At 46.8% G+C, this 12,505-nt stretch carries 13 protein-coding genes; 6 read left to right on the forward strand and 7 right to left on the reverse strand.

The window, feature by feature from the left end:
• The first annotated feature begins 17 nt into the window (after positions 1–17).
• On the forward strand, positions 18–1,049 hold the full coding sequence (mvaD, locus tag FE785_RS08515) for a diphosphomevalonate decarboxylase (RefSeq protein ID WP_138565346.1): 1,032 nt from the start codon (positions 18–20) through the stop codon (positions 1,047–1,049).
• Positions 1,050–1,108: 59 nt separating this feature from the next.
• Here the strand turns inward: mvaD and FE785_RS08520 are convergent, their stop codons facing one another.
• From FE785_RS08520 to efp, 4 genes are all read right to left on the reverse strand, one after another.
• The gene (locus FE785_RS08520) at positions 1,109–1,597 is read right to left on the reverse strand and encodes a ClpXP protease specificity-enhancing factor (RefSeq protein WP_238696248.1); all 489 of its coding nucleotides are present in this window, start codon (positions 1,595–1,597) and stop codon (positions 1,109–1,111) included.
• A gap of 12 nt (positions 1,598–1,609) precedes the next feature.
• The gene (locus FE785_RS08525) at positions 1,610–2,248 is read right to left on the reverse strand and encodes a glutathione S-transferase N-terminal domain-containing protein (RefSeq protein ID WP_138565347.1); all 639 of its coding nucleotides are present in this window, start codon (positions 2,246–2,248) and stop codon (positions 1,610–1,612) included.
• A gap of 206 nt (positions 2,249–2,454) precedes the next feature.
• Complete coding sequence (epmA, locus tag FE785_RS08530; RefSeq protein WP_238696249.1) at positions 2,455–3,447, reverse strand: EF-P lysine aminoacylase EpmA; 993 nt, start codon at positions 3,445–3,447, stop codon at positions 2,455–2,457.
• Complete coding sequence (gene efp, locus FE785_RS08535; protein WP_138565348.1) at positions 3,437–4,003, reverse strand: elongation factor P; 567 nt, start codon at positions 4,001–4,003, stop codon at positions 3,437–3,439. The genes epmA and efp overlap by 11 nt, the downstream gene beginning before the upstream one ends.
• A 232-nt stretch (positions 4,004–4,235) precedes the next feature.
• Here efp and epmB point away from each other — a divergent pair, with 232 nt between their 5' ends.
• Complete coding sequence (epmB, locus tag FE785_RS08540; RefSeq protein ID WP_138565349.1) at positions 4,236–5,228, forward strand: EF-P beta-lysylation protein EpmB; 993 nt, start codon at positions 4,236–4,238, stop codon at positions 5,226–5,228.
• 5 nt (positions 5,229–5,233) lie between these two features.
• Here the strand turns inward: epmB and FE785_RS08545 are convergent, their stop codons facing one another.
• Genes FE785_RS08545 through FE785_RS08555 form a run of 3 tightly spaced genes read right to left on the reverse strand, consistent with a single transcriptional unit; the run spans position 5,234 to position 8,159 of the window.
• Complete coding sequence (locus FE785_RS08545; RefSeq protein WP_138565350.1) at positions 5,234–6,778, reverse strand: ArnT family glycosyltransferase; 1,545 nt, start codon at positions 6,776–6,778, stop codon at positions 5,234–5,236.
• A 35-nt stretch (positions 6,779–6,813) separates the two neighbouring features.
• Complete coding sequence (locus FE785_RS08550) at positions 6,814–7,254, reverse strand: divergent PAP2 family protein (RefSeq protein WP_238696250.1); 441 nt, start codon at positions 7,252–7,254, stop codon at positions 6,814–6,816.
• Positions 7,254–8,159, reverse strand: a complete 906-nt coding sequence (locus FE785_RS08555) for a decaprenyl-phosphate phosphoribosyltransferase (protein ID WP_138565351.1) — start codon at positions 8,157–8,159, stop codon at positions 7,254–7,256. Before FE785_RS08555 ends, FE785_RS08550 begins: the two co-directional genes overlap by 1 nt.
• Before the next feature lie 148 nt (positions 8,160–8,307).
• Between FE785_RS08555 and FE785_RS08560 the strand changes: the two genes are divergently transcribed.
• The 4 genes from FE785_RS08560 (at position 8,308) to FE785_RS08575 (ending at position 12,503) form a co-directional block, all read left to right on the forward strand.
• Positions 8,308–8,697 carry a GtrA family protein gene (locus tag FE785_RS08560; RefSeq protein ID WP_138565352.1) on the forward strand — a complete coding sequence of 130 codons (390 nt, stop codon included), beginning with the start codon at positions 8,308–8,310 and terminating at the stop codon, positions 8,695–8,697.
• Between the two features lie 30 nt (positions 8,698–8,727).
• Positions 8,728–10,062 carry an FAD-binding oxidoreductase gene (locus FE785_RS08565; RefSeq protein ID WP_138565353.1) on the forward strand — a complete coding sequence of 445 codons (1,335 nt, stop codon included), beginning with the start codon at positions 8,728–8,730 and terminating at the stop codon, positions 10,060–10,062.
• A 106-nt stretch (positions 10,063–10,168) separates the two neighbouring features.
• Complete coding sequence (locus FE785_RS08570) at positions 10,169–10,930, forward strand: SDR family oxidoreductase (protein ID WP_138565354.1); 762 nt, start codon at positions 10,169–10,171, stop codon at positions 10,928–10,930.
• 73 nt (positions 10,931–11,003) lie between these two features.
• Complete coding sequence (locus tag FE785_RS08575) at positions 11,004–12,503, forward strand: glycosyltransferase family 39 protein (protein WP_168188946.1); 1,500 nt, start codon at positions 11,004–11,006, stop codon at positions 12,501–12,503.
• Positions 12,504–12,505 lie beyond the last annotated feature (2 nt).

Below are 12,505 nucleotides of genomic sequence, written 5' to 3' on the forward strand. Positions count from 1 at the left end.
AACTGGAACAAAGCTTTATGCCAACCTCAACAACACTTTCCCGCCAACAACTTTTTGTTAATCAGGTTTTAACGCAATCTGCACAAACAGAACCCTTTGAGGCAAAAAAAACTCAAGGTACGGGTAAGGCTCCGGTCAATATCGCTTTGAGTAAATACTGGGGAAAACGTGATATCGAGTTGAACCTGCCGCTAAACGGCAGTGTTTCCATTAGTCTGCCGGGGTTGGGAACAGAGACCGAGATTAGCCTGATTGAAGCCGCAGAGGATAAGGTGTTGTTAAACAACGAGCCACTGCCAGCGGAGCATGCTTTTGCCAAACGGGTGAGCAAGTTTCTTGACCTGTTCCGCGGTGGCGACAATCAACACTTCGCCATCAACACCTATAACAGCGTACCTACCGCCGCCGGATTGGCATCATCCGCTTCCGGTTATGCGGCCTTGGTACTGGCATTAAATGACCTGTTTGACTGGCAACTCAATGGTCAACAATTATCTCTATTGGCACGCTTAGGCAGTGGCAGCGCGAGCCGCTCGCTATTTAACGGTTTTGCTTTATGGCATAAAGGCGAGAACGAAAACGGCCTGGACAGTTTTGCCGAAGCCATCGACACTAAATGGCCGGAATTTTGCATCGGCCTAGTTGAGGTCGACATCAAAGAAAAACCGCTAAGCTCGACCCAAGGCATGCAGAATACGGTCAATACTTGCGATCTTTATCAGGCTTGGCCGGAACAGGCCAACCGAGATATGCAGAGCATTATTGAAGCAATTCAAACAAAAGACTTTGCCGCACTCGGAAAAACCGCTGAACACAACGCCCTTTCCATGCATGCCACCATGATTGCCACCTGGCCGCCGATTGTCTACTGGCAGGCCGAAAGTGTCACCGCTATGCATAAGGTCTGGCAACTTAGAGAACAAGGCATTGAAATCTTTTTCACGATGGATGCCGGCCCTAATTTGAAACTGCTGTTTCTGGAAAAACAAAAGCCTGCAATTAAGCAGGCTTTCGGTGATATTCGAATTATCGAACCTTTTAAAGACTGATTCAGCAAGAACTGTAGTGATTTCTGCAAGACCAAGTCTGCAAATAACGCCTTAATACTCTATTTGACCACGGTCAAAGTCGGTTTCTTTTTGGCTTTTTTCGATTTCGATTCAGCCCCCGATTCCGACTTATCTTTTTTGACATTGCCCTTAACCGAGGTTAAGGTTGGCTTTTTCGCGTCATCCAAAGCTTGCTGCTCGGCATCGCCTGCCTCTTCAGGATAAGGCTCTGCCGGGAAAGGCATCCCCTGTCCATTCTCACGGGCAAAAACCGCCAAAACCGCTTCCGGTGCAAACCATAACTGATGTTCAACACCTTGAAAACGCGCCTTAAAGCTAAACATCTGATTATTAAAATCAGATGCCATAATCGCATCCGGGTGCACATTCAAGACAATCATGCCTTCCTGAACAAATTGACGCGGCACTTGCGTACCAGGATAGCCCGCATCAATTTGCATGTGCGGCGTCCAACCATTGTCAACAATCCAATCATAGATTGCACGGATCAAATAAGGTCGATTAGAGATCATGGTTTCACCTGACATATCTAAAGCCAATTAGATTACGTCACGCATATCGATTTCATCATCAGACATACTTTCAACGAACATCTCACGACTTAGCACTTTCTCAGCGTAATCCATAATCGGCTTGGCCCCTTTTGGCAACTCAATACCCAGCGAAGGCAAACGCCATAGCAATACCGCCATACTGATATCAACCAAAGAGTAATCGTCACTCATAAAGAATTCTTTATGTTCAAATACCGGAATCAACTGGATCAAACGCTCTTGCAGATCACGTCGCGCCGTTTTCACAGCGGCTTCATCATCACTATTCGCAATGGTATCAATCAATGGGTACCACTCGGTTTCAATCTGACGTAGCAACTGACGCGCACGCGCTTTCGAAATCGGATCCACCGACATTAGTGGTGGATGCGGAAAACGCTCATCCAAATACTCGATAATAACCTGTGGATCATACAAAACCAAATCGCGGTCAACTAAAGTCGGTAGAGTGGCGTAAGGGTTCAATTCCAACAAGTCTTCCGGCAAATTATCCGGTTCAACTTCAATGATATCCATTGGAATATCTTTTTCCTTAGCAACCAGACGTACACGGTGACAACTTGGGCTTTTTGAATCGGAAAACAACACCATAACCGAACGTTTGGTGACAGGTACATCTGACATGGACTTCTCCTAAATAAGGGTGCGAAATTTGTTACACACCACAAAAAAACTCTAAAAACGGCTATAGCATCAGACTATAGGGGTAATTCTTTTTTTGTGCCCAATACGGATTTCCCAACGCATTTCTACAAAGACACAACCAATTCATTAATTATACACCCTCTGTCAAGAGGCTAGGCATTCGGCCAACACCTTGAATGGTATTCTCAAGCCTTATCTAGGGAATAGGCGATGACCTCTTCAAGTCGACTCGCCCCCTGCTGTAGCAGCAATAAACGATCGAACCCCAAGGCGACCCCACTGCAAGCCGGCAAACCATAGTGTTCCAGAGCCTCTAGCAGCCTATTGTCCAATGGCACCTGCTCCAGCCCCGCTTGCTGGCGTTGCTGTAAAGATTCATCAAAGCGCTGACGATAAAGTTCGGCATCCTGCAATTCCTGATAACCGTTTGCCAACTCCATACCATTGACAAACACTTCAAAACGCAAGGCCTGCGCTGTATTCTCACTATCCAACTGTGCCAAGGCGGCATCCCTAGCGGGAAAATGGGTGATGATGCTGACCGCCGATTTACCAAGTTGAGGTTCGATTACTTCGGTTAACACCAGCTGTTCCCATAAGGCGGTATCCTCATCTTGCAAACCGATAATTTCCGGCACCCCGTTTTGTGCCAAACAATGCTGAAACTGCTCGCTGCCAGCCCCAAAGACATCTTCTATCTGGGCATATTTGGCGAACATCTGCCGATAAGTCAACTGCTCGACCTGTGCACATTGCGCTAAAACCGGCAATAAAACCGTTTGCAACAGGCCTACCACCTCATCAATCAAATCTTGCATGCTAAAGTCGAGACGATACCACTCCAACATAGTAAATTCGACCTGATGACGCGGACTCAAATCTCCGTCACGAAACACCTTGCCGAGATAAAAAATATCGCCGCTGCCTTCAGACAACAAGCGCTTCATCGGGTATTCAGGCGAAGTATGCAGATAATAACGCTGCTTATCCTTAAAGCCGGGCACCTTGACTTGAGTCGTCAGCGAGGCCAAATGCAGGTCAGGCGTTGCAGCTTGCGATAATATCGGCGTATCAACCTCCAAGACATCTCGCGCATAAAAAAACGCCCTAACCTGAGCAAGCAGATTAGAGCGTTTTTGCAAGCGTTGGCGTGCAGACGCCATCAACTTATTTGGCACGAGAGACGTATTCGCCTTTTTCGGTGTTGACGATAATCTGCTCACCTATCTGTACAAATAGCGGGACTTGAACCACGGCACCGGTAGAAAGCGTTGCTGGCTTGCCGCCTGTTCCGGCTGTATCGCCCTTGAGACCCGGATCAGTTTCAACGACTTCTAAAGTTACCTGCTTAGGAGGGATTACCGAAATCGGCTGACCGTTAAATAGCGTTACCGTACAGATATCCTGTTCGATCAACCATTTAGTAACATCCGCCACGGCTGACTCGGCTGCCTGATACTGCTCAAAAGAGGTTTCATCCATAAAATGCCAGAACTCACCATCGTTATAAAGATACTGAAGATCGGTATCCACAACATCGGCTGCATCGACTTTTTCACCCGACTTGAAAGTTTTTTCCAAAACACGGCCAGTCATTAGATTACGATATTTAACACGGTTAAAGGCTTGTCCTTTACCCGGTTGGACAATCGTGTTATCAATAATCGTACACGGCTGCCCATCCATTAGGAATTTCAAACCGTTTTTAAATTCGTTAGTGCTATATGTTGCCATTCTTTTATCCTGTATCTTTAAAACAGTACTTAACTTAAAATAGAAAAATAATCCGCGTATTTTAGCGCAAATTGAAGCAACATAAAATTATCGCGATAATTCAAAGGCGATTTTATTTCCCTGCTGAAGAAAACCCGCGGCTATAAACGCCTATATAAAACCATTACAACCATCTATGCAAACAGCAGAAAACAATAAAATTTATCTAAAACAACCCATTTAGCCCCAAACTATGAACTCAGCACTCAAACAAAGCGCGCAAAAAGAGCAGCCAGCCAAAACCATGCAAGCGGTTAATAAGATGTTAGCCCGAGTAGAGATTAGCAGCGAACAAATTCCTCTATTGGCCGAAACCGCGTTTGCCTTTAAAGCTCCTCAACATTTTATTGAGCAAATTAAAAAACAACCGACCGCTGATAACCCGCTACTGAAGCAGATTTTACCGGTTGCCGCTGAATTAGACAGCGTTCCCGGGTATAGCGAAGACCCGGTTGCCGATTTAACCTTTAACCCCCAACCGAGTCTGATTCATAAGTACCACGGTCGCGCTTTGATGATCGCCAGCCCTAAATGCGATATCCACTGCCGCTACTGTTTTCGCCGTCATTTTCCTTATGAAGAGCAGGTCAATCAACGTCATTGGCAGAGTGCGCTGGATGCGGTCAAAGCCGATAGCAGCATTCATGAATTGATACTTAGCGGCGGTGACCCGATGAGTCTGTCGGAAAATGCGTTGATGAAACTGATCAGATTAATTGATGATATTGAACAGATTAAAACCCTGAGGATTCATTCACGCACTCCGGTTGCCGCTCCCGATCAGGCACCACGGCAGCAGTTCTTGTCGTGGCTGAAAAACACCCGTTTGAAGGTGGTCCTGGTGGTGCACTGCAATCATGCCGATGAGCTCTCAACACAGACCGAAGCCTTATTCAACCTATACCGTCAGGCCGGTGTGACATTACTCAATCAAAGCGTATTGCTTAAAGGGGTAAATGATAATGTCGAAACCTTACAACAGCTAAGCCATAAGCTTTTTGAGCAAGGCGTTCTGCCCTACTATTTGAATCAACTGGATAAGGTCGCCGGATCGGCGCATTTTGAAGTCAACGATGAACAAGCCATCGCCCTGCATAAGGAGCTGCGCGGTTTACTGCCGGGCTATCTGTTACCTAAACTGGTAAAAGACATTGTCGGACGCAGTTCAAAGACACCGCTCGCCTAATTCGGTTAGGGCAAGTCATAGCGCTGTTTAAATGGGCAAGGCCCGGCAAATGGACTTAAGTTCTGCAACCAGTCCGGTGCCGTATAAAACTTCTCATTAACCGGCTTTATGACCTGCTCACGGTATAGAGAATAATTAAACTCGTGCCCTTCTAGCCAGTAATATTGCGTCATTGCATTGATCTGCAAGCTCTGCACGTCCAACTTGGTAAAATAGGGCTCGACCTTTGCCAAATCCTTCTGATGGGTAATCAAAAGCTTAAGGGTACTGCCATCCAAGCCTTTATAGTCAATCAATTTGTCATCTTCACGGCCGTATTTGGACTGGCTGGCAAAGACATGAATCTGATCATTCTGACAATGATAGGCCAACGCCGACTGGCTGCTGTAATCCAGCGTGAAAAATGACGTTTGTTGATCAATCGGTAAAGCCGAACACACCTTGGCCGGTGTTTTATAAAGAGCGACCTGATGTCTTTGCGATTCACCGATCAATTGTTCGGCCCAATTCAGTGCTAATAAAATCGCCACACCGGCAATTAATGAAAGCCAAGCGTTAAAACTCAATAAACGACTTAATTGTCGGTCATTTAAGCGCGCATAGAAAACATATAGCAAGCTCACCGCAATCAAAGGCCAATGCAAGCCGACACTGTTTTTAAAACTGACTACCAGCAACACCAGCAATAACGGCAAGGTCGCAAACAAGATCAGCGCGGGCAGTTTATTGGCATAATTGATATTAATCAAAGGTGCTAACTTCAGCGCTTTCAAGCCATACCAAACGCCTAAGGGCGATAACAGCACCAGCAGCATTAACAGATAGCTGAGGACATTCATCATGTCGAAATGGCTTTCCGCGGTACGCGAAAAGAAGTTGAACAGAATATTGTTCCAACAATGTGCGGCGTTGAATAACCAGTTTTCAAGCAGTGCGATAACAACCAGTGCGATCATTACGGCGAGTTGCTTCCAATTGAATTGACGCCACTGCCAAAGGCTGAAAAGCAAAAGACCAAACAGCATAAAGGCGGCAAAGTATTTGGCCAAAAACGCCAAACCTAAAAACAATCCCGCCAAAATCGCATCGAGCCACTTCCGGTAGAGGTAGGCACGGCTAAAGAAAAACACTCCCAACACTGCCACAACCACCAGCACCGTATCATTCGCGGTGACCACAAACATCAATGAAATGGGCGAAACAAAAAACACCAACGCAGTATAAAACGCGACCGGCTTTTTATCCGGCATCTGCATGATGACAAACTGATAGATCAACACGCTGATCAGCACGGCGCCAAAAAACGCAAACGCACGGTACCAATAAAGATTGTCGGCAACTTGCGACATGGCGGCCAAAAGCCAGCCGACTGCCGGCGGATGGTCATAATATCCCCAAGACAGATTTTGACCCCAGCCGATAAAATAGGCTTCATCACCGGTTAAGGGCAACAAAGCGATCAGTAGGATTTTGATAACAATAAAAGCGGCCAGCAAGATTTGCTGTGCGCGGGACAATTGCGAAATAAAAGAGGTGAATGCCGTGAACATAGATTATTGATTACCTTAAAAGTCCATCGTGCCGACTAAACTGAAAGCGCGACTAAAATATAGGCAACCAAGACACCGACCAGAATACCGGCGCCGATTTCAATTCGACTATGACCGATACGCTCTCTTAATTGAACTGAGTTCTGAGCCTTATTCAGCTGATTGATGAGCGTGGCGTGTTTGCCGACTTGTCGCCTTAAGCTATTGGCATCGAGCATGACGATAAATGCCAAGGTCAAGGCAACGCCAAATGCGGCACTATCAATACCGTGTAATAACGCGATCAACATCGCCATACTGCTGACAATGGCGCTGTGGTTACTTGGCAAACCACCATAACCGATCAAGCCGAACGCCAACTGCTTGGCACGAATCGAATTGATAATAAACTTGGAGACACCGGCAACCAGCCAGGCGATAAACGGAGTGATCAAATAAAGATAATCGGCCAGATAAGGCATTAAAGGAGCGCTCATTAAGCTCCTCCTTGCGGCCATAACGCCCATAGACAAGTACCAATCCAGGCAATGACGGTCAGCAACAACTGTTTATCGGCAATCAACGCTTCGGTCGGCGATTCACCTTTACCTAAAGCCTCACTGATATACCAGTAACGGAACAAGCCAAATAAAACGAAAGGAATCGTCATGACCATTTCCGGGCGCGCGTTCATTACAAACAGACTATAGAACAATAAGGCACCGGTGGCTGACATCTCAGCGTAGCGGTCAATCAAGGCAACCGAATATTTCGCCAAAACTTCACGCCCCTGCTGGGTAGTCTGCATAAGTTCCTGACGGCGTTTGATCGCGGCAAGATAAAGCGCCAGACACAAGGTGGTGACAAACATCCAGCTCGATACCGGTACCGAAATCGCCATGGCTCCGGCATAGACGCGCAATACAAACCCGCTGGCGATGGTAAAGATATCCAAAACAGGCTGATGCTTGAGATAAAAGCTATAGGCGACATTCAACAATAAATAGGCGATGATAACCGCCATGACCATCGGCTGGACCACAAACCCTATTAGCAAAACAGCATACAACACCGCCAGTAACATTTTGGCCTGCGCCGGCAAAACCTGTCCGGAAGCCAGCGGGCGTTTTTTTGATTTGACCGGGTGCAGGCGATCGCTCTCTATATCCTGCAAATCATTGACGATATAAGTGGCCGAAGCGGCGATTGAGAACAGGACAAAGGCAATCAGCGCTTCGGAGATGGCGACAACATCTAGAAACAGTCCGGTAAACATCAATGGCGCAAACACAAAGGTATTTTTCAGCCATTGATGTGGACGCATCAATTTTATTAAACCAAGTAAAGCGGAAGACTTTTGCGGATTAGCTGCGTCAAGCTTATCGGAAGTGTTAGAATTCATGTAATTATTTCTGCCTACGTTAATTGGCTAGCTTATTAAGCTAAACAGAGTCAAATCCACTCATAAAATTAGCAGGGCATAGAACTGCGTAAATAACCTATAATTCTTTACAATATCAGCCCGGAAAATAGACCCAAAAGCCTACTGAATGAAGATTGCATTAATGTACACGATTTTCGCCGTTCTCGCCACTGCGGCTAATATCGTCAGTCAAGATATCACCCACCGAATCTATCAAGGCCAATTTGAGCTATGGCTTTCTATTTTTGTCGGCACCGCCGTCGGCTTGGTAGTGAAATATTTTCTCGACAAACGTTATATCTTCCAATACCAGACCACCTCGATTGGCCACGGCAGCAAAACTTTCTATCTTTATACCTTGATGGGGGTAGCCACCACCGTTATCTTCTGGGGATTCGAAGCCGCTTTCGACGCCATTTATCAGACCCAGCAGATGCGTTATATCGGCGGTATCATCGGCCTGGCAATCGGCTATTTTGTTAAATACCAGCTCGATAAACGTTTTGTGTTTCGTTAATGATTAATATTTCACAACAGGCTTTTTAGCATGAATCATGTCAGCAAAATCTCCGGTTGGGGACGTTACCCGCAAATCGATAGCCAGGCACTACCGGCAAATAGCATGCAACAGGTTCAGCTGCATATTGCGCAAAGCGGCTCGCTGCTTGCCCGAGGATTGGGGCGCAGTTATGGCGACAGCAGCCTGAGTGAACGCCACATCCCCATGCAACGTTTGGATTATTTTATCGATTTTGACGATAACACAGGCGACCTGCTCTGTTCCGCAGGCGTCAGTTTGGCCGAAATCCTCGAGCATTTTGTTCCGCTCGGCTGGTTCTTACCTGTCACCCCCGGCACTCAGTTTGTCACCATCGGTGGCGCCATCGCCAGTGATGTGCATGGCAAGAACCATCACTTGCACGGCAGTTTCTGCGAACATATCAATTTTCTGAAAATCTGTCTCGCCAATGGTGAAATGGTGCGCTGCTCGGCAAACGAAAACAGTGCGCTGTTTCATGCCACCTGTGGCGGCATGGGCTTGACCGGCATTATTGTCGAAGCCAGCCTGCGTTTGATTCCTATTAACAACCGTTTTATTGCCGAGACCACCTTAAAAACCGCAAATCTAAGCGAAACCTTGCAAAGCTTTGAGCAGACGCAGGATTTCACCTATTCGGTAGCCTGGATCGATTGCCTTGCCAAAGGCGCCAACCTTGGGCGCTCACTGATAATGTTGGGCGAGCATGCCGGAGACGAAGCCGATCAACTATATGCCCGAGACCTATCCAAGCAAATCAACAAAGGCCAGCTGAGCATGCCTTTTAATTTGCCGCAATTCACCCTTAACCGCTATAGCATCAAGGCATTCAACAGCCTTTATTACCATCGCGTCACGAGCCCGAAAAGCGAACGTATTGTCGACTATCAGCCGTATTTTTATCCATTGGATAAGATCGCCCACTGGAATCGTATGTACGGTAAGTCGGGCTTTGTACAATACCAGTTCGTCATTCCTAAAGAGGCGGGACAAGAAGGCTTACATAAGATTTTGCACGAAATAGCGCAAAGCCAACGCGGCTCTTTTCTAGCGGTTCTCAAGCTATTCGGTAAAGGCAATGACAATCTGCTCAGCTTTCCGCAACAGGGTTATACCTTGGCCTTGGACTTTAAACTGGACAATAATCTTTTTGCTTTTCTGCAACGACTCGATGCCATTGTGCTCGACTACGGCGGGCGCATTTATCTGACTAAAGATGCGCGTATGTCGGAACAGACATTCAAACAGAGTTACCCACGCTGGCAAGAGTTTCAAGAGGTTCGCGAGCACTATGGCGCCCTGGAGAAATTCAACTCTTTGCAGTCACAACGCCTCGGCCTTTAGCGCTTGAAAACAGACGAATTCATCGGCTTTTTGCTATAGTAGGCAACTACTCGGTTGAGATGCTTCAACCCATTAACTTTATGTTTATACTGATGCGAGACGCTTTATGACCAACGCTGCTGCCAATCAAACTAAAAATATCGTCATTATCGGCGCCACCTCGGCGATTGCTCAGGCCACTATCCGCGAATATGCCAAACAAAACCACCGTCTGTTTCTAGTGGCTCGCAATAAAGAACAGCTCAACTTGATTAGCGATGATGCCAAATTACGCGGCGCACATGAGGTGGATAAGTTCTATTTGGATACCACCGATTATGAGGCCCATAGCGAGTTAATGAACTGTATCAATGAAACACTGCCTAGCATAGATATCGTTTTGATCGCTCATGGCACTCTGCCGGATCAAACAGCGTGTCAAAACAATGTCGCACTGATGATGCAAGAAGTCGAAATCAATGCGCTCAGCACCATTGCCTTATTAAGCCATCTTGCCAATCAGATGGAAACTCAGCAAACCGGCGATATCGCAGTGATCACCAGTGTTGCCGGTGATAGAGGTCGTCAGTCGAATTATATCTACGGTGCGGCAAAATCGATGGTGAGCACCTTTTTACAAGGGCTGCGTAACAGACTTTATAGCAAGAACATTAATGTGCTGGATATCAAACCGGGCTTTGTCGACACACCGATGACGGCGAGTTTTAAAAAAGGCTTGCTTTGGGCACAGCCTGAACAGGTTGCCAAATCGATTGTCAAAGCCATCGATAAACGTAAATCGACTCTGTACACACCATGGTTCTGGCGTTTTATTATGCTGATTATCCGCAATATCCCAGAAACCATTTTCAAACGCCTGAAGCTCTAATCAGCAAACTCAGATTAAGACGTTGTTAACAGACCAATCACAAAACCAGAATGATTCAATGAAAAACGCAGCCATGACATCTCTAATTAACACACCACAAAAAGCCAGTGTCGCACTGGTCGCCTTTATGACTTTGATTCACCTGATTATGGCGTTTCATGTCGAGCTGGGCGGAGATGAAGCGCATTATGCGTTATATGGATTAATGCCGGATTGGAGTTATTTTGACCATCCCCCATTAATTGGTTGGCTGCAGATGTTACCGATGGCACTGCTACCTTTTGACTGGGCGGCACGTTTGGTGCCGATTACCCTCTATGCCCTGCTCAATTACCTGCTGTATCGAGTCACCATCGAATTGTTTGGTGATCAAAGCGCCGCTGATAACAACGCCGGATGGCTCGGCTTTTTCAGTCTGGTCTTGCTTAACAGTAGTCTGATTCTTTCCCTGATGGGGATGGCGATGTTGCCTGATAACCCTTTGATGGTGATTGTTTTGGCGCTGCTACTGGTGATCAAAAGAATGATGGATAGCGGCAAGCGAATCCGCTTATCTTTATGGCTATGGCTCGGCGTACTGGTTGGATTGGCCGCTTTAGCCAAATATACCGCCATCACCATCGTGGTTTCTCTAGTGGCGATAATGCTGATGGAAAAACGTTTTTACTGGCTTAAACAGCCCGGTCTTTACCTAGCCGTTGCGATCAGCGCCCTGATGCTTCTGCCGGTGCTCTATTGGAATGCCAGTCACGACTGGGCATCGTTTATTTACCAGATTAACCACGGCACCCATAGCGACAGCTGGCAAATTGAACGCTTATTGCAAACCCAAGCCATTCAGTTGATTGTTTACAGCCCGCTCATTTTCGTTGCCGGCTGGTTAATGATGTTGAAAGCTAGCAACTATATCAACCCAGCCAATCACTCACGCCGTTTATTGTTGGCGTTTGCGCTACCTGTCACCTTACTGTTTGGTTGGGGATCCGGTTTTGAACCGAGCTTGCCGCACTGGACATCCTTGGCTTGGCTATTGTTGATTCCGATCGTTGCTGACAGCCTATGGCAACAACGTCAAAAGCGCTGGGTCAAGAACGTAATAGCGGCTCACCTATTGATTATGGTGCCTCTGGTCTTACTGTTGCATAGTTTTATCTATCAGCCGTGGATTGCATTTGCCGATTACAAACACCCATTACAAGGTGATTATGGCTGGCCTGAAGCGGCGGCCAAAGCCGAACAGTTACAACAGCAAATCCAGCAACAAAGTGATGCAAAAAAACCGGCACTGTTCGTTTCCAACTGGAGTTATGCCAGCCACCTGGCTTGGTATGCCAGACCACAACCGGTATTTATCACCAGCTCCATGCAGACCCAGTTTGAGTTTTGGTATGGCCGTCCACAAGCGGGAATGGATGGATTGTTGGTAGCACCTCATTACGAGCCGAACCCACCGCTGACCAATGAAGCCAACCACTTCGAGTCATGTCAGCGAATTGACCAGTTAGATATGCACGGTGATGACAATATTATTGTCAGCTACTATTTCTATCACTGCCGCAATTACTTGCCTTAGGC

Origin of the sequence: Thiomicrorhabdus sediminis (assembly GCF_005885815.1) — a bacterium.
Lineage (GTDB): Bacteria > Pseudomonadota > Gammaproteobacteria > Thiomicrospirales > Thiomicrospiraceae > Thiomicrorhabdus > Thiomicrorhabdus sediminis.

Bases quoted from the DNA above. Each gene is read 5' to 3' on its own strand.
- mvaD (WP_138565346.1), top strand. From the start codon at position 18: ATGCCAACCTCAACAACACTTTCCCGCCAACAACTTTTTGTTAATCAG.
- FE785_RS08520 (WP_238696248.1), bottom strand. From the start codon at position 1,597: ATGTCAGGTGAAACCATGATCTCTAATCGACCTTATTTGATCCGTGCA.
- FE785_RS08525 (WP_138565347.1), bottom strand. From the start codon at position 2,248: ATGTCAGATGTACCTGTCACCAAACGTTCGGTTATGGTGTTGTTTTCC.
- efp (WP_138565348.1), bottom strand. From the start codon at position 4,003: ATGGCAACATATAGCACTAACGAATTTAAAAACGGTTTGAAATTCCTA.
- epmB (WP_138565349.1), top strand. From the start codon at position 4,236: ATGAACTCAGCACTCAAACAAAGCGCGCAAAAAGAGCAGCCAGCCAAA.
- FE785_RS08545 (WP_138565350.1), bottom strand. From the start codon at position 6,778: ATGTTCACGGCATTCACCTCTTTTATTTCGCAATTGTCCCGCGCACAG.
- FE785_RS08550 (WP_238696250.1), bottom strand. From the start codon at position 7,254: ATGAGCGCTCCTTTAATGCCTTATCTGGCCGATTATCTTTATTTGATC.
- FE785_RS08555 (WP_138565351.1), bottom strand. From the start codon at position 8,159: ATGAATTCTAACACTTCCGATAAGCTTGACGCAGCTAATCCGCAAAAG.
- FE785_RS08560 (WP_138565352.1), top strand. From the start codon at position 8,308: ATGAAGATTGCATTAATGTACACGATTTTCGCCGTTCTCGCCACTGCG.
- FE785_RS08565 (WP_138565353.1), top strand. From the start codon at position 8,728: ATGAATCATGTCAGCAAAATCTCCGGTTGGGGACGTTACCCGCAAATC.
- FE785_RS08570 (WP_138565354.1), top strand. From the start codon at position 10,169: ATGACCAACGCTGCTGCCAATCAAACTAAAAATATCGTCATTATCGGC.
- FE785_RS08575 (WP_168188946.1), top strand. From the start codon at position 11,004: ATGACATCTCTAATTAACACACCACAAAAAGCCAGTGTCGCACTGGTC.